Genomic DNA, 15817 nt, shown 5'->3' on the forward strand with positions numbered 1-15817 from the left:
TTATGCACCTCCATGAGACGGACTATTGATGCTCATGGATATGGTCATGACCAAATGGCGATGTTTATCAGAGCGGGCATTGGTGAATGCTTCTTCATAAAAATCGAATACCTCATGAATATCGCCATGAATACCGCTTGCGTAATGCATGGAATCGTTGAAAACGCCTTGATGTTTAGCGCGCTCGACTTCACGGTAAATTACTGCCATGTAATCTGGATTGTTCATCGGGTATAGCGCAAATTGTGAAGATACGTATTGTTGTGTGTTGTCGGTATTTACTAGCACATCGTCTTTTTCTAAATAGACATCACCTGACGAATCACCAGGACAACCAATTGAAAAAGTGCCGGACAGTGCGACATGTTCGCCTGTCTTTGCCGTATGCAAGGCTAGAGCTTTAGCGACATTAAAGACGTGAACTTGCTTGCCTCGTATTACTGTAGAGACGTCGTCCGTATGCATCCAAACGTTCGATGTGTCGGTATCGTTTAACGCCCTTTTAATTACTTTGATAAAATCGCCAGTCATCGGATGCAGTGAAAAGCGAAATCCGACGATGGGGCTTGTGCCGCATTGCAGTGAGTCCATGAATAATTCCTCCTTAAAAATGTGCACAAAAAAGACCGCATCCGTGAAGATGCAGCCATAATCTACAAATAATTATTAAAAGAAATTATTTCAGAAATGCGCCGCACTTCCTCACGCAGGTATTATCCTGATCGAGTTTTGAGGGATCGAAGCTTGCGCTTGCATCTCAGCCAAAGTGGGCACCCCTAGTGCAGAAAACGGTATGCGGTTTTTGTGTTCGGGTTGTTCCCGATGAGTTTAGTGTAGAGGAAGTGACTGAGGAAGTAAAGAGGGGATTTGGAGACAGTAGAAGTGGAGAGAGGGATTAAGAAAGAGAAACAGGTGAAAGTCGCTCCGGTTGCTTTGGGCATGGCTCTCGCACTAAGTCAGGAAAGAACACCTGTCTTAGTGCTTCGCCGAGCCCGTGGACGCGCCTCACTTGGTGAGTTGATAGTAGGGGAGAAGTAAAGTTAATTTTTTGTGATTTCTCATGAGCTTATAGTTTGTAATAGCTTGCGAAAATCCTTCAAAGCAATTAGTTCACAGAATAACAAACAGGTTTTCAAAACTTTTACGAATGTTTTTTGCTAATGAAATATCGGGCAGCATCATACGTAGCTTTTCGATAGGATAGTATTAGTAAAAATGAAAATCACAAGATTACTTTGCTTAATACTTGTATAAAATGGAAGAACTGCACTGTGAGATGGAATTGGAATAAGACAAGCATCATTCTTCTATATTCTCATGAAAATTTTAAGCTTCTTTTGGATACAGTTTGCAAGAAAGAAAAACAATTTCCTCAAATCAATTTTTGCATGTGGTGCGATAATTTAACGATGGCTTGGTATGAAGAAGATTTAGATGACCAGGATCAATTAACTTTGGGTGTTGCACGGGATATTGAAGCTTAATGGGATGTGCATTTTTCTGAGTTTTATTCTCGTAAAAAGAACAGGCTCATGAAAACGGGCCTCTCCAAATTTGAATTACCACATGAATGGTTTGAAAAATGGACGGCTGAGTTAGAGGGGAAATAATCAGGGAATTCCTGCATTTGAATGTAACTTAAGTGCAGTTAAGTTACATTCAGTTTAATATGAGTTGCATTTTTAATAATTTATTATTGTAAATGGAGCTCCTAATCCACTGAGAGTGGCTCGATATTCTCCAGGAGTCAGATCATAGTTTAAATCTTCAACATTAAGTGTCATTTTAGTTGAAGTGCCTGGATCGTGAACTATTGCCGGTTCCGTAAAAAATTCTTCTTTCATTGGAACCCGAAACCATCTATCTTCCACCTTTTTTTCAAGAAATACATCAAGACCCGTGGAGTATTCTTGCGTACTGTCATTCGTAATTACAATTTTAATATTTTCAACTGTTGTTGGGTATTCACTTTTTTCTGTCTTAATCATTACACCTTTTTCTGATGTCGGGCGTTCTAAAGGGGCTTTATCGGAAAGAAGTGATTGATCTTCTGTGATAAAAGACTCTTCAAGAGCCGGTTGCGATTCAGCTTTCTGACAACCCGTCAAGAGTAAAAGGAACACTAAAATACCTAAAGTACCTTGTAAATATTTTTTCATGATTTTCCTCCCAATGTACTTAAGGGTCTGAGTAAAATTTACTCATTGGAGCAGACGGCTAGAATTGAAAAAAGTTTCATTAGTGGAATTTTAAGGGGAAATTTCTTGTAAGAGAAATCTGGACTTGAAAATCAGATATGAATGTAACTTATTAGCAAGTAAGTAACGTTCAAAATCCCTCCATTGCTGGAGGGATTTCTTCATGACTTCTTGTTTTTTAAGGGTTTCTTAGTAAATCGTCGTGGTGACCACAATTGCGCAAAATTAGCGTTTGTTCAGCTGTCTGGCTGTATTCCCACGAAATCCGAATATCCATATTAGCACTGGCTTCAAAGATGGCTTTTGTTCCTTCAATACGCTTGGTTCTCAGAGAAGGTTGAAAAGGTGGTGCAGCTGCCAAGAGCTTAAGGGTCTCACTAACGGCCTTTTGCTCATTTTTGTGAAACTTTTTATAGGATTTCTTAAATTTATTCGTGATTTCTAGTTCAAACAAGCAACGGTCACCTTCATTCCTCTTCGTCTAACCAGGCAAGCGCATCTTCTACCGCCAATGGTCCACTGGTTTGCCCTTTGTCGATCTCCTGTTGGGCTTCTTTTTCGTCTTGCTGCCACGTTTTGGTCCAATACCAAGCCTGGTCTTTAGCGATTTCAATCATGGGAATTAGAACGATCCGCCCGTCTACCACGGTTACTTTTAGATTAGTATTCGCGGTTAACTCCAGCTGTTCCAGTATTTCATTGGGAATCGTGATTTGACCTTTGTTCCGCAAACGGACATACTTGCCCAATTCATTGTCTTGTGAATGTTTCTGAAGTTTTGGCATCCGATAAACCACCTTTCATTTTTGTATCACTTTGATGGAATCCAACTTTCTTACTTTCTTAAATATATACTTTTTTCTTTCCTAACTCAATTAAAATAATTAATATTACAGATGAATAGAGGGATCAAAAAAATTAAAAAGAAGGTTCCTTTTTTGAAAAAGAACTTTCTTTCGGAATTCTTGGATGGGTAATCAACTTATCTTTGATTTTTAACAACTTCTCTTTTTTCAAAAAACTTTAGAATTGAAAAAGAAGTAGCTAACAGTACAGGGACGCCAATCACAATGTAAAATCCGTTTTAGGAAATACTATGTTGTAGAAATACATAAATAAAGTAACCCATCTCAATACTGCGATGTACTTCCCCAATGTTATGCCACCTTTTTTTACCAGATGTTTACCCACTTAAAATTCAAAACCTTGTGTAAAATATTAATAAAGACTGATTACCAGACTGCCAACAAAAGAGGCGAGTAAAATTTTCAAGTGTTCTTTTTGGTAAAGCCATTTCTCATGATTAAAATTTCACTTCCGATATTCAGAAGGACCATAAGAATTAATATGCTAAAGATAATAATGATAAAGTGCATGTGTTTTCCTCATTCCAGTTTTATTAGTTTCTTAATATACTAATAAACTTCCAGGAAAGTTTCATTTTTTCTAAAAAGAGGGGTAACATAAGTGTAAATAAGTTACATTCAGAATACTAGTTTTCGTGAAATTCGACGAGTAACAAGAGGAAGTCATTTCTCTAGAAAAAATGATACATTCAATTCGTTATACGAAGAGGTTTTAAAATCTCAATTTTAATTTCTTTTTAAAAAACTATTGGATATTTGTTTTTTTTAGAAGTTGATATAATCCGCTAAGATTATAGTGGAAATTGTGAATAGTATACTAAATTTTTTGAATCCGATGAAGGGATTGAGCAGAATGGAAGAATCGTTAAAAGCTGCTTTGGAATTGCGCAGGGATGGTAACCTACTAGATTCAAATCAACTTCTTCAGAAACTTGTTTTGCAGCATCCAGAACATGCAATGCTGCATTATGAACTTGCATGGAGCTTTGATATTTTGGCAAAACCAGAGAAAGCGATTTCTTTATACCGACAGGCAATCGAACTGGATTTGTCCAAAGCGACAGCGGTAAATGCCTATGCCCAACTCGGCTCATTATACCGATTAAAGGGGCAGTTTATGGAATCTGAAAAGATTTTAATGGAAGGGATGCTGCGATTTTGGGATGTGGGTCTTCTTAAAGCCTTTTATGCGTTTACCATGTACGACTTGGGAAACTCGGGAGAAGCGATGCGTTGGATGACAGACGCTCTTTTAGATTCCTCCACGGATTCCGAAATTTTCTTGAACCAACGAGTGATTAGTTATCTAGGAAGCAATCTGGACGTTCAACATATCATGAAAAATTTTGTTGCAAATGTTCCTAATGAAGTTGAACATTCAGAAGATGGGAAACCGATTGTAGAAAAAGTAGAGACGGTATTAAAAGTTTTTGAACCGACATATTTCCACGGGGGCTGGGTATTCGAATTTGATCGGTATGACCTTCATTTTACGGATTCGAATAATGAAATTCGACGAGCAGCAATTGCGGCTTTTGCTATCATGATCGGTATTTGGGAGACCGGGAGTGCCCAGGCGTTCGTGCCGCAGCATGAACGAAAGTATTCAGGTGATTACAATCCATTTGAACCTCATTTCGAGCTAAATGGCTATATCAGTGCTTTTTATTCTAATTTCAATATCCTTCAGCAAGAATTGCCAATTATGACAGCCTATATTGTTGATTGTCTAGGCGCTATTGATGAAAGAAGTAAACTTGGACTGGATCAGGAATTCCCAGAAATAGACACAATCCTATTTATGAAATTCCGGCAAGAAATTCTTTTACCTAACCGGCAATTGAAGAAAAAACTTCCTCCATTTGATGATTTCCTTAAAGAAATCGGATGGGATCTTTCATAAAGTACATGGTAAGGTGATTTTTAAAGAAAAGCCACAAAACCGAAATGCTGTATTATTTTAGCTGGTAGGTGTACAAAAAGGAAGTTCTTCAAGGTTTTTGCTTATGGACACGGGGCGGAGAAAGTTCTAATTATGTAATAGTAGATTTTATGAAATGATTCTCACCCATTTACGTATATGAATCAGAATGATTTATTTAATGAAATAACAAGAGAGAGTTTAGTTTGAAGCAATTTTTATATTATTTTATTTGGACACTAGCTATCATTTTCCATTTACCGGAGCTTGTTTAGGCTTTAATATAGGAAAGATCGTTAGAATGAGCAATTTACAAAGGTAAGAAAAACGGAAATTTTCCACTAAATTCCTTTCAGAAGATAAATCTTGTATCTGAGATTTATCTTCTGAGAGGTTGTTTTTTTCTTGAATGATAAACTTATGCGCTTCGTTACGTCTTAGAAGCATGTAAGAAAGTGGGTTTTGAATAATTACGATTTCTCGTAATGAGATTCCGTCTTGCTGGCTGACAATCAGTAAAAAAACCTAATGGACTAAGCTACTAGATATGGCCGCTGGTCTGGATAGTCTATAACAGGAGACGTAGAATAGTCGACAATGCGTGAAGAGAATAGGCTATTAATCAAAAGAGGCATACCTTTTCTGCGGAGGGAAGACAAGGAGATGGTGATTGTGCAAGAGAATACTGTTGGGAGTTGCTGTCGCTCTTTTGGGTAGGACTCTCGCGATGTGTTACCATTTAAACTAGATCTTTTAGAAGCAGGTGCTGTTATGGAAATTATTTTGTGTATCGTCATCATTTTAGGAGCTTCGGTATTGCAGACGAGCACGGGGTTTGGATTCTCGATATTGGCGACGCCTTTTCTTTTGCTGCTATTTAGTGTTACTGATGCCATTCAGATCAATTTGATTCTTTCGCTCGTCATTTCAGGAGCATTAATTTTTAAAATTCGCTCTGACATTGTATGGACGTTTTAAAAAGACTGGTTGTGGGAAGTGTCGTGGGAATGCCAGTCGGAATCGTTATTTTTCTGGCAGTTGATTTCGAAAAACTGAAGTTAGCAATCAGTCTCATTATTTTGTTGCTGACGGTGCTGTTGATTTTGTCTTTCCGGATTAACCAGACCAACAGAAGAGACAGGTTTTTTGGCGGGTTGTCTGGCAGTTTGACAACAAGCATTGGTATGCCAGGGCCAGCCCTTTTGCTGTACTTTTCAGGAACGACGCTCGCTTTTTATCTGTTTATCTATTCGATCAGTCTCTTATTGCAACTTTATTTTTCTGGTACAAACAAAACTGTTTAGATTTCAAGTGGTTTAGCTATTCCGTTTGTATTGGCTGGGTTGTATTTAGGGCAGCTCTTATTCAAGTGGATTGACCAACGTACATTTCGTTTTGTTACCTATGGCACCTTACTGTTTACAGGGTTGTTTTTACTGTTCGATAATTTAACTTAAAAAGATAAATATTCCATGTTCCGGATATCGATCAAGTCACGGATGAAGAGGTGTACAGCCAATTGCTGGATGAATTCCAGATGTGGTTCAAGAAAGCAAAAGAAAAGCGGATTCTGCGTTAAGCAAAATAAAAATCAAAAGCCCCTTAGAAAATCAACTGATTTTCTAAGGGGCTTTCTTTTACCTGGATAAGAATTTCTTATTTCCGCTCAAAATTCGCTTTAAAGTTTTGATTGGGAGACGGTTCGGTAGTGCGCTTGATGGCAGGACGTGTTAGTGAAAACACTGCGCAGCCGAGAGCGACAAGAACAATAACAGCGCCAACCCACGGCATACTTGAAACTGAACCAGTTTGAGTCAAAGCGATTCCACCGATTGCCGAACCGAGCGCAATACCTACTTGAAGTGCAGAATTATTAAAACTTTGCTGAACGTCAGACGTTGCTGGATCCGTTTCAATCAAGTAGCTTTGCTGAGCAGGTGCAAGAGTCCAACTGAGCGCTGCCCAAATGATCATTACCGGTAAGAAGACGATCAATGAGAATGTAGTGAACGGAAGGATAAACAACACGATCGCAAACGCAGAGATCACAAGAATGATACTCTTTTTCGAACCAATCGAATCAGATAATGCACCGCCAATTGCGCCCCCACTTACTGCCGCTATACCAAACAGTAAATAACAAATACTGATCCACGTCGAGTTTAGCTGCAAGTTCACTTCTAAGTAGGGTGTGAAATAAGCATAAACGGTATAATGCCCAGCCAACATAAACAAGGTTGCAAGGTGTGCAGTGCCAATTTTTGCGCTCGCCACTGCTTTTAACTGCTGTTTAAGTGGAACTGCAGTGCCACCAGGAATCGGCTGAATGTAAAATGCAATCAGCACCATAGAACCAATTGACAATAGGGCGATACCTAGGAAAATAAAACGCCAGCCAAAAGCGTCTGAAATGAGAATTCCCAGTGGCACACCAAGAACCAGTGAAGAACTGATGCCCATAAAAATAAAACCAATTGCTTTGGCACGATAACGTGGTTCCACAAGCTTCGCAACAATGGTTAGAGACAAAACGACGATAAGTGCTGTACTCGCTGCAGTGATCACGCGTGCAATCATCATCCACGTAAAGTCAGGGCTGAAATAAGTTAGTAAGTTACCAAGAAAAAAGACAAACATGGAAACTAAATAAACTTTTTTTCGTTCAAATTTGCTAGTAGCAACAAGTAAGACAGGACCGGCAATAGCAATAATCATGGCGAATACGGTAATCAGCTGTCCGGCAGTTGCTAAAGATACATCGAATTCTTCCGCAATTGTCGGCAAAATCCCCCCCACAATTAATTCGACAAGTCCAACAGCGACGGTAGACAAGGCTAAAATATACACTTTTAAATTCATTTTGTACGCTTCCTTTCTTGAGTGCATTAATCAAACTCTCAAAGATCTTTATAAGAAAACATAAAAAAATCCTGCTTACAAAAAACGAACAAGTCGTTTTCTGTAAGCAGGATTTTTCGGTTCCTGGTAGAGACCCCTAAGCCATATCCTTAAGGTTATACAGACGCATATAATAAGTACTTTAAAAATATTACTACAGTCTAGAAGTTTCTGCAAGTATGCTACTAAATAGCTCAAAGTCTATTATGAAAATAATTATTCAACTATAATATGTTGAACTAATAAACCTATAGTAGTCGATATTCCGCAAAACAGCTCGCTTGCCGGGGGCTCGCGCTGAACTAACTCGGGCTAAACACCCGAATGGATTTCAGCACTTCGCTTGCTCCCCAAGGCGTTTTCGCTATTTTGTTCCATCTCTTCAGAGACACTTCCCAGCAAAGGCTTGTCCATGGCGCCGAAGCGGCATATTTGTTGGATTCTTTAATTCAATTTATATAATTTAAAATTACATTCTCTGGATGGTCACTATGTGCTATTATATGTAAGATATTCCAATTTGAAAGGAAGTATACGATGAATCAGACGAGTATTAAGTCAAACAGAGAAACCGCGTATTTCATTATTAGTTTAGTTTTCAGCATTGTTATTTACGCACTAGCAGCTGTATCGATTATCGGTATTGCCATTGCCTTAACCATTTTTATCATTTTACTTTTCACAAACGCAATTATGCTTGGTTCGATTCGCGGAAATGGAGTCCAGATTCATGAGCGGCAGTTTCCAGACGTTTATGAGCGTGTCCAAGTTTTAGCGAAACAAATGGAACTGAAAAAAGTGCCGGATGTTTTTGTCATTCAATCGGAAGGGGCACTTAATGCTTTCGCTACTCGTTTCTTCGGTCGCGACATGGTCGTTTTGTATTCTGAAGTGTTTGAACTGGCACGCGAGCAGGGGCAAGAAGAGTTAGACTTTATCATTGCTCACGAACTGGCACATATTAAACGTCGTCACGTTTGGAAAAATCTATTAATAATGCCGGCTGGTTTTATTCCTTTTCTTGCTGAAGCATATAGCCGTTCTTGCGAATACACGTGTGATCGCCACGCTGCGTTTACGATTCAAAACGCATTAGCTGCGAAACGTGCATTAACACTTCTTGGAATTGGCAAAAAGACATATGTAGAAGTAAACGAAGATGCTTATTGCGAACAAATCGCTACAGAATCAAACGCTGTTGTGTGGTTAAGTGAAGTGTTATCGACGCATCCTCGCTTACCAAAACGTATTCAGGCTATCAGCCAATTCGATAATAAGGATGCCAAGTTTTACGAGCCTGCTCACGGCAAAATCGTTCTGGGTGCTGCAGCAATGCTCGGTGTGCTCGGTGCTGCTTACTTGCTGACGGTTGCTCTTTTTGCAGGAAGCGCATTTGCGTTTTCACAGTTTTTGCCAGATTTTGAAGATGCTCTATATGAAGAAGATTACGCAGTAGAAGGCCAAACCGCTTTAATGTCTGCTGTTTCGATGGGTGACCTTGCAGCAGTTGAAGAAGCAATTGCAAATGGGGAAGAGTTGAATGCAAAGGATTCTGAAGGAGCAGATGCCTTGATGTACGCCACTTATTCTGGAGATTTGGCGATGATGGCGTATTTATTAGATGCCGGAGCAGATGCCAATACGGCCGATGACTACTCAACAGCACTTGGAACAGCTGTGATCTATGGTGAAAATGAAAGCGCATTGCTGCTAATGGAAAACGGAGCAGATCCTGCATTGCCTGGACCGGACGGCTTGAGTGCAATCGATCATTCGGGAGCTGAGAGTAGAGCAGAGTTTTTGGATATGTTGGAAGAAGGAAATTGATCTTACTTGGTCTTTAATAATTACTTGAATAGTTTCGTTTCTTAACCTACATCCCAATTGATAGAGAAATCAAAAGAGTGGAAAACTCTCTTGGTTTCTTTATTTTTTTATGTAGAATGAACTTGTGATACGCGTTAACGTTATTAGGGGGAGGGGATTTGATCACCATGCCCATATAGACAACTGCAAAGTATCAGTAATACGATCGGTATTTTTAAGTTTGCAATAATGATTCCTCAAAAAAATGATTCGATGCTTTTAAATCAGCCATCAAAGCAGCCAAATATCGAGCAAAACAGAGAGGATTCCGAGCTTGTATATTCAACAGTCGGTGTAAAGTGGCTGAAAGCAGTTCCAAAAGAAGCTGTGGTAACAGCGTTTGAGATATTCGTAAACCAAAATATTGTCTGTTAACTAAACCATCAGCCCACTATTGATTTCCTGACTCCCCAATATTATTTGTGAAATAACGGTAATACAGCGGAGATAAAACTGTGCTCATGTGCGAACGATGAAAGACCAACGCGCAGATAAAATACTGGTTGTCATTGCGATAAGTGGAATGGAAAATTCTGGCAGTGAATATGACGCGTTCGACTTCCATGTAAGCGCTAAAAGAACTCAGTTAAAATATAGCGTATAGAGTGAGTCTGTCACTTCTTTTCGTACGAGAAAAAAGACTGTGAAAATGACTATAGTTCTCGCGCAAATAAATAAAAAATTCTTGTGTAAGGTCGACGTTCAGTCATGAAAAATAGCCAGAACAGAGGATTCATTTCTGTTCTGGCTAGTAAAATTCGTTAAATTATTCTTTGCGAAATACCCAAGCACGCTGAGCCACAAAGCCAACGATAAAGAGAATGGCATCCACACCGACTTTCAAAATCATCTCTCCACGTCCGAGCCACTCGGCATAAAGCAAATGAACTGAACCGGCAGAAGTTAGCATGATAAACGCAGCCAGTATATAATAACGAACAAGCGACTTGCTGGATCCTTGTTTAAAGACTTTATTGCGGTTGACGTAATAATTAAACAATGAAGACAAAATGCGTGCCGCAATGGTTGCTAAAATAATGAACAGCTCTGGAGCTGGATCTTTAAGCAGTTGGATAAACACCCAATAGAGTCCGATGTCCAGTGCAAAAGATGCTCCTCCCGACAACCCATAAAAGATAAATACTTTATAAATATGGTAGGAATCTCTCAACGGGTGGAAATGGGAGGTTTGGTTGTCATCTAAATAGATGGTGTCAATTGTCACTTCTCCTACACCCATCTTATTTTTTCCTAAATACGCCAACACATTCATTTCATATTCAAATCGCTCACCGATTACCGTAAGCATTTGGGGGAGATACTTAACCGGAATGCCTCTTAATCCGGTCTGCGTGTCAGAGAGGACAACGCCGGTTGAAAGTCTAAACAGCAACCGCGTAAAGCGATTGCCAAATCGACTTCTAAATGGAATGTTTTTTCCAGTGAAGTCTCGAACACCAAGCACAACTTGATCAGGTGTCTTGAGTAAATATTGCGCTAATTTTACCATGTCATTGGCTGAATGCTGACCATCTGCATCCGCTGTGATGACGGCTTTAAATGGAAGTTTTTTCGTGAGTATGTAGTGAAAAGCGGTTTTTAAAGCGCGCCCTTTTCCTTGGTTAACGGCATGGCTCACTACCGTTATTTCTTTATGTAATTCCAGTGACTTAAATATAGTCGAATATTCTTTGCCGCTGCCATCATCAACAACGATAATGTTTTGGAAACCAGCTTCGATTATTTGTTGGACTACATTCAAGCATTTTTGATCTGGTTTATATGCTGGAATAATAATAGCGAATTGTTCCACATAGGGCCTCCTTTCTGCTTTTGCTAGCTCGTGAAGTTTGTCATCAAGCGATTAACTAAATGCTTTGACGGTAGAGTCTTCATTATAAGAATACCCTCGTGTCATTGACTTCACACAGTATTTAAAAAAGTTAGTAGAAATTTTATCTGAATGTTAAAAAGTGATTAGTAAAAAAAAAGGAACTTTAATAATATCTGAGAAGTAGAGCCTTATTTTTAAAGGTAAAATCAATAAGAGTGTTGAATGACTTTTAAAAAATTAAGTCATCAAACTACAGGTTTCCAACTAGTGGTAAGTTACAAGTGTGTTCAATAAAAAGGAGAGCAATATCCATGTCAATCACCAACTATGCTAAGTTTCAGCAATACAAAAAAAGGATTCAATCGCTTCCACCATCATATACAAAAGAAGAACTAATTACTGAAGAATTTTTACTGGCAAGAGGCGACAAGAAAAAGTTAGCGATTTATTATGCGCCTTTTGAGTATGTGAATAAAGATGCGAAAATAGTGATTGTGGGCATCACACCTGGATTTCATCAAATGAAAAAATCGTTTTCAACGGTGATAGATGCAGCAGGGGCAGAACACAATGATGAAGAAATTCTTCGGAAAGTAAAAAACAACTCTAGTTTTGAAGGACCTATGCGAAATAATTTAGTAAAGATGCTAGATGAGTTGGAGTTGAATGAGCATTTGGGTTTGTGTTCTAGTTCAGAATTATTCGAGGAAGCTAGCCACTTGGTACATACAACATCCGTAATTGCTTATCCGGTATTCTATAATGGCAAAAATTACAGCGGCTCAACTCCGAATTTAGTGAAAAACAAGCTGTTGAAAAAATACATGACAGAGAATTTTGCGGAAGAATTAACGGATTTAAGTGAATCTTTGATTATCCCTTTAGGTGTAAACGTTTCGAATGCCTTGAATTATTTAGTAGAGCAACGAGTGATTTCAAGCGAGCAAATTCTCTCAGGTTTTCCGCACCCTTCAGGAGGCAATGGACACCGCCATAAGCAGTTTGCAGACAACAAAGACGCGATGAAAGACAAACTAAAAGTTTATTTTGCGAAAGAGGAATTCGCCAACTAACTTAACGGAAAGGAGATGTCCGCATGCCACTAGAAATCGTCCGAAACGACATTACGAAGATGACGACGGATGCTATTGTCAATGCTGCTAACAGCCATTTAAAAAGGGGAGGCGGTGTGTGCGGTGCTGTATTTAATGCGGCAGGAGCTCAAGCATTACAAAAGGTATGCGACCAGATCGGTTATTGCGCTGTGGGAAGAGCGGTGCATACAGATGCTTTTGCGCTGAATGCCAAATACATTATCCATACGGTTGGACCTGTCTGGCAAGGGGGTAGCCACAACGAAGAAGAAAGGCTACGAGATTGTTATAAAAATTCACTTGAACTTGCTTACGAGCTTGGCTGTGAGTCGATTTCTTTTCCGCTCATTTCCACTGGAATATTTGGCTATCCAAAAGAACCGGCTTTGCAGATTGCCATTTCCGCAATTGACCTATTTTTGAAGGCGCATGAAATGCATGTGTCTGTTGTGGTGTTCGACAAACAATCTTTTGGAATCAGTAAAAAACTTTATCGATCCATTTCGGCTTTTATTGATGACAATGAGGCAAGTGTACTAGAGGAGAAGAGTACTCGCTATCGTAAGAAAAGTAGTTCAGAACCTGCCTCTAGTCCAGAAGCAGAAGTTAACGTAGCATCCCATTTACAGGCTATTTTTAAAGGTATGAATGAATCTTTTTCACAACGACTACTCCGCTTTATTGACGAGAAAGAAATGACAGATACTGAAACCTATAAAAAAGCGAATATTGATCGCAAGCTGTTTTCCAAGATTCGGAACAATACAGACTACACCCCTTTAAAAAAGACCATTATCGCTTTTGCGATAGCTCTTGAACTGGATCTAGCTGAAACAGAGGATTTACTTGAAAAAGCAGGATATCGATTATCGCGTAGCCATAAATTCGATTTGATTATTCTTTATTTTATTGAACGTAAAAATTACGATATTCATGAAATCAACGAAGCTTTGTTCGCGTTTGACCAAATGCTTCTCGGTGCGTGAGATGTCGCTTTAAAAGCGACCCATTTGATTGTTGAAAATCATATTCTTAAGTTGTAAAGAAAACTTGAGGAGGAATAGATGATGAAAAACGAAACGACAGAATTGGTGTTTATTCTCGACAAAAGTGGATCAATGGCTGGGCTAGAGCAGGATACCATTGGTGGCTTTAACGCATTGATCGAAAAGCAGCGAAAGCTTTCGGGCGACATCCATGTTACAACTGTATTGTTCAATCAAGGCTACGAACTCTTGCATGACAGAATTTCGCTAAAAAGTGTTTCTCCACTAGCTGAAAAAGACTACCAGGTAGGAGGAATGACGGCGCTACTGGATGCAATCGGTTCGACAATACAGAAAATAAGCAATGTGCAAAAAAGCACAGTGCAAGAACAGCGAGCAGGTAAAGTAATGGTTGTGATTACGACAGGTGGCTTAGAAAACTCCAGCTGTGAATACACGTATAAAAAAATCCATGAAATGATTGCGATGCAGAAAAAACAAGCCCACTGGGAATTCATCTTTCTTGGCGCGAATATCGACGCAGTCGCGACAGCGCATCAATTTGGAGTAAATGAGGAGTTCGCGGTCAACTACCATGCAGACGCAAAAGGAACTCAGTTAAACTATGACGTATTGAGTGAGGCTGTCACTTCTTTTCGAACTGGAAAAAAGATCGATCGCAGTTGGAAAAAAGATATTGAAAAAGACTTTACTACTCGCGCGAAGAAATAAAGTTCCTTCGTTTCCTTTCATGAGGAAACGAAGGTTTTTTACTTGCTGAGTTAAAAGCTAAAAGGTACTTTTACTCTCTGCTACTCACTTCTTCCTGAAGATAATCTGCAAAATCAAGACAAGTAATTTTATCTGTGATTATTTCTGAATTTCTACACTCATAAATTTCACGAATACACTTACTCAAATCAATAGCAAAATTATTTTTGCTGTACTTGGTAAACTTTCTCAAAAGGCTATGCGAAGACAAAGCCATTGCTTGGAAACTTCATTTGTACCGATTCACCGCTGCCTCTGCCGAACAAGCTCTTAAGCTAACTGACTGTGACGACATCCGGTTCTAAATTACCCGACCATGCCACCGTTGCGTTTGGGTTGTAGAATGGTTCTGTAAAACGAGGCTTCTTGCGAGCGATAAAAAAGGAGTTTTTTATCTTAAAGAGAAGTAAGAGGAGGAATGGCTAATGAGAAGGAGGGATCGCTTAATGGAAAACGTTATAGAAGGTTTTATCTCTGTTACAGGAGGGCGAATTTGGTATCAAGTCAGCGGTGATGGTCCCGGTATCCCGCTTTTGGTTTTGCACGGCGGTCCAGGTGGCAAAAGCAGCGACAACAGTCCACTTTGTCGATTAGGAGACGAACGACGAGTGATTCACTACGACCAACTAGGCTGCGGAAAATCAGATCGACCAACAGACACGAAACTTTGGACAGTCGAGCGTTATGTAGAAGAGTTAGGGCAAGTAATTAAAGCATTGAAACTTGAAGAAGTTCATATTCTGGGACACTCCTGGGGAACGATGCTAGCTGCTTCTTATTTGTTCGAAAAGCCAGACGGTATCCGCAGTGTTATTTTTTCTGGTCCCGCTTTAGATGCACAGAGATGGGAACGCGACCAGCGCAATTACTTGAAACAATTTCCGCAAGAGATTCGGGATACAATCAAACAAAGTGAACTAAAAGGTACGGCAGACTCTGCAGCATACAATAAAGCAATGCTGGTCTTTTATAAGCGTCATGTATGCCGTGTTGATCCATGGCCAGAAGAAATGCTAGAAGACATGGTCAAGATGAACCAACAAATTTATAACTTCATGTGGGGTGCTTCCGAATTTACCGTTACCGGCACATTAAAGAACTTTGATGCAACTGGACGCTTGCATCAAATTGAAATCCCTACTCTTTTTTCATGTGGTCGCTATGATGAGGCTACGCCAGAAGCAACAGAGCGTTATGCAAAGCTCGTTCCAGGTGCAGAATTCCATATTTTCGAAAACAGTTCTCATATGCCAGCAATCGAAGAACCGCAGGCATATGTAGCAATGATTCGTGAATGGCTAAGTCGGAATGATTTGCGATCACAGGTATAAAAGAAGTTATATAGAGAAAGTGGAGTAAGTTGCTAAAAAATTAGTACTATAA

At 39.4% G+C, this 15817-nt stretch carries 14 protein-coding genes, 2 pseudogenes and 2 riboswitches; of the genes and pseudogenes, 9 read left to right on the forward strand and 7 right to left on the reverse strand.

Annotated features, from left to right (window positions below; genetic code table 11):
- Window positions 1-591 carry a YkoF family thiamine/hydroxymethylpyrimidine-binding protein gene (locus FQ085_RS13370; RefSeq protein WP_149456829.1) on the reverse strand — a complete coding sequence of 197 codons (591 nt, stop codon included), beginning with the start codon at window positions 589-591 and terminating at the stop codon, window positions 1-3.
- Window positions 592-682: 91 nt separating this feature from the next.
- Window positions 683-788, reverse strand: a riboswitch (TPP riboswitch).
- A 483-nt stretch (window positions 789-1271) separates the two neighbouring features.
- Here FQ085_RS13370 and FQ085_RS13375 point away from each other — a divergent pair.
- The gene (locus tag FQ085_RS13375; protein WP_058385269.1) at window positions 1272-1484 is read left to right on the forward strand and encodes a hypothetical protein; all 213 of its coding nucleotides are present in this window, start codon (window positions 1272-1274) and stop codon (window positions 1482-1484) included.
- 198 nt (window positions 1485-1682) lie between these two features.
- On the opposite strand, the gene FQ085_RS13380 is transcribed toward FQ085_RS13375, so the two are convergent.
- From FQ085_RS13380 to FQ085_RS13390, 3 genes are all read right to left on the reverse strand, one after another.
- Entirely contained in the window at window positions 1683-2159 is a 477-nt protein-coding gene (locus tag FQ085_RS13380; protein WP_149456830.1) for an immunoglobulin-like domain-containing protein, read from the reverse strand.
- Window positions 2160-2376: 217 nt separating this feature from the next.
- Window positions 2377-2652 (reverse strand): type II toxin-antitoxin system RelE/ParE family toxin, encoded by a 276-nt coding sequence (locus FQ085_RS13385; protein ID WP_149456831.1) that lies wholly within the window; start codon window positions 2650-2652, stop codon window positions 2377-2379.
- A 13-nt stretch (window positions 2653-2665) separates the two neighbouring features.
- A complete protein-coding gene (locus tag FQ085_RS13390) occupies window positions 2666-2983 on the reverse strand; it encodes an AbrB/MazE/SpoVT family DNA-binding domain-containing protein (RefSeq protein ID WP_149456832.1) in 318 nt (105 codons plus the stop codon).
- A 934-nt stretch (window positions 2984-3917) separates the two neighbouring features.
- Here FQ085_RS13390 and FQ085_RS13395 point away from each other — a divergent pair.
- From FQ085_RS13395 to FQ085_RS13405, 3 genes and pseudogenes are all read left to right on the forward strand, one after another.
- The gene (locus FQ085_RS13395) at window positions 3918-4967 is read left to right on the forward strand and encodes a tetratricopeptide repeat protein (RefSeq protein ID WP_188074753.1); all 1050 of its coding nucleotides are present in this window, start codon (window positions 3918-3920) and stop codon (window positions 4965-4967) included.
- Between the two features lie 789 nt (window positions 4968-5756).
- Window positions 5757-6442 (forward strand): annotated as a pseudogene (locus tag FQ085_RS13400) (sulfite exporter TauE/SafE family protein).
- A gap of 8 nt (window positions 6443-6450) precedes the next feature.
- A complete protein-coding gene (locus tag FQ085_RS13405; protein ID WP_149456864.1) occupies window positions 6451-6564 on the forward strand; it encodes a VWA domain-containing protein in 114 nt (37 codons plus the stop codon).
- A gap of 77 nt (window positions 6565-6641) precedes the next feature.
- Here the strand turns inward: FQ085_RS13405 and FQ085_RS13410 are convergent, their stop codons facing one another.
- The gene (locus tag FQ085_RS13410) at window positions 6642-7844 is read right to left on the reverse strand and encodes an MFS transporter (RefSeq protein ID WP_149456834.1); all 1203 of its coding nucleotides are present in this window, start codon (window positions 7842-7844) and stop codon (window positions 6642-6644) included.
- Between the two features lie 83 nt (window positions 7845-7927).
- Window positions 7928-8027, reverse strand: a riboswitch (purine riboswitch).
- 393 nt (window positions 8028-8420) lie between these two features.
- Here FQ085_RS13410 and FQ085_RS13415 point away from each other — a divergent pair.
- The gene (locus FQ085_RS13415; protein WP_149456835.1) at window positions 8421-9710 is read left to right on the forward strand and encodes a M48 family metallopeptidase; all 1290 of its coding nucleotides are present in this window, start codon (window positions 8421-8423) and stop codon (window positions 9708-9710) included.
- An 805-nt stretch (window positions 9711-10515) separates the two neighbouring features.
- On the opposite strand, the gene FQ085_RS13420 is transcribed toward FQ085_RS13415, so the two are convergent.
- On the reverse strand, window positions 10516-11562 hold the full coding sequence (locus FQ085_RS13420; protein WP_149456836.1) for a bifunctional glycosyltransferase family 2/GtrA family protein: 1047 nt from the start codon (window positions 11560-11562) through the stop codon (window positions 10516-10518).
- 332 nt (window positions 11563-11894) lie between these two features.
- Here FQ085_RS13420 and FQ085_RS13425 point away from each other — a divergent pair, with 332 nt between their 5' ends.
- The 3 genes from FQ085_RS13425 to FQ085_RS13435 all read left to right on the forward strand — a co-directional run bounded on the left by FQ085_RS13425 (window position 11895) and on the right by FQ085_RS13435 (window position 14395).
- Window positions 11895-12656 (forward strand): uracil-DNA glycosylase family protein, encoded by a 762-nt coding sequence (locus FQ085_RS13425; protein WP_149456837.1) that lies wholly within the window; start codon window positions 11895-11897, stop codon window positions 12654-12656.
- Between the two features lie 23 nt (window positions 12657-12679).
- The gene (locus FQ085_RS13430; RefSeq protein ID WP_149456838.1) at window positions 12680-13663 is read left to right on the forward strand and encodes a macro domain-containing protein; all 984 of its coding nucleotides are present in this window, start codon (window positions 12680-12682) and stop codon (window positions 13661-13663) included.
- Between the two features lie 81 nt (window positions 13664-13744).
- Window positions 13745-14395 (forward strand): vWA domain-containing protein, encoded by a 651-nt coding sequence (locus tag FQ085_RS13435; RefSeq protein ID WP_149456839.1) that lies wholly within the window; start codon window positions 13745-13747, stop codon window positions 14393-14395.
- A 236-nt stretch (window positions 14396-14631) separates the two neighbouring features.
- Here the strand turns inward: FQ085_RS13435 and FQ085_RS18315 are convergent.
- Window positions 14632-14778, reverse strand: a pseudogene (locus FQ085_RS18315) (AIM24 family protein); the annotation flags it as partial.
- A gap of 102 nt (window positions 14779-14880) precedes the next feature.
- On the opposite strand from FQ085_RS18315, the gene FQ085_RS13445 reads away from it, so the two are divergent.
- A complete protein-coding gene (locus FQ085_RS13445; RefSeq protein WP_149456840.1) occupies window positions 14881-15765 on the forward strand; it encodes a proline iminopeptidase-family hydrolase in 885 nt (294 codons plus the stop codon).
- The last annotated feature ends 52 nt before the right edge of the window (window positions 15766-15817 follow it).

Source organism: Planococcus sp. ANT_H30 (genome assembly GCF_008369335.1).
Lineage (GTDB): Bacteria > Bacillota > Bacilli > Bacillales_A > Planococcaceae > Planococcus > Planococcus kocurii.

Coding starts and splice junctions, on each gene's coding strand:
- FQ085_RS13370 (WP_149456829.1), bottom strand. CDS start 591: ATGGACTCACTGCAATGCGGCACAAGCCCCATCGTCGGATTTCGCTTT.
- FQ085_RS13380 (WP_149456830.1), bottom strand. CDS start 2,159: ATGAAAAAATATTTACAAGGTACTTTAGGTATTTTAGTGTTCCTTTTA.
- FQ085_RS13390 (WP_149456832.1), bottom strand. CDS start 2,983: ATGCCAAAACTTCAGAAACATTCACAAGACAATGAATTGGGCAAGTAT.
- FQ085_RS13395 (WP_188074753.1), top strand. CDS start 3,918: ATGGAAGAATCGTTAAAAGCTGCTTTGGAATTGCGCAGGGATGGTAAC.
- FQ085_RS13410 (WP_149456834.1), bottom strand. CDS start 7,844: ATGAATTTAAAAGTGTATATTTTAGCCTTGTCTACCGTCGCTGTTGGA.
- FQ085_RS13415 (WP_149456835.1), top strand. CDS start 8,421: ATGAATCAGACGAGTATTAAGTCAAACAGAGAAACCGCGTATTTCATT.
- FQ085_RS13425 (WP_149456837.1), top strand. CDS start 11,895: ATGTCAATCACCAACTATGCTAAGTTTCAGCAATACAAAAAAAGGATT.
- FQ085_RS13430 (WP_149456838.1), top strand. CDS start 12,680: ATGCCACTAGAAATCGTCCGAAACGACATTACGAAGATGACGACGGAT.
- FQ085_RS13435 (WP_149456839.1), top strand. CDS start 13,745: ATGAAAAACGAAACGACAGAATTGGTGTTTATTCTCGACAAAAGTGGA.
- FQ085_RS13445 (WP_149456840.1), top strand. CDS start 14,881: ATGGAAAACGTTATAGAAGGTTTTATCTCTGTTACAGGAGGGCGAATT.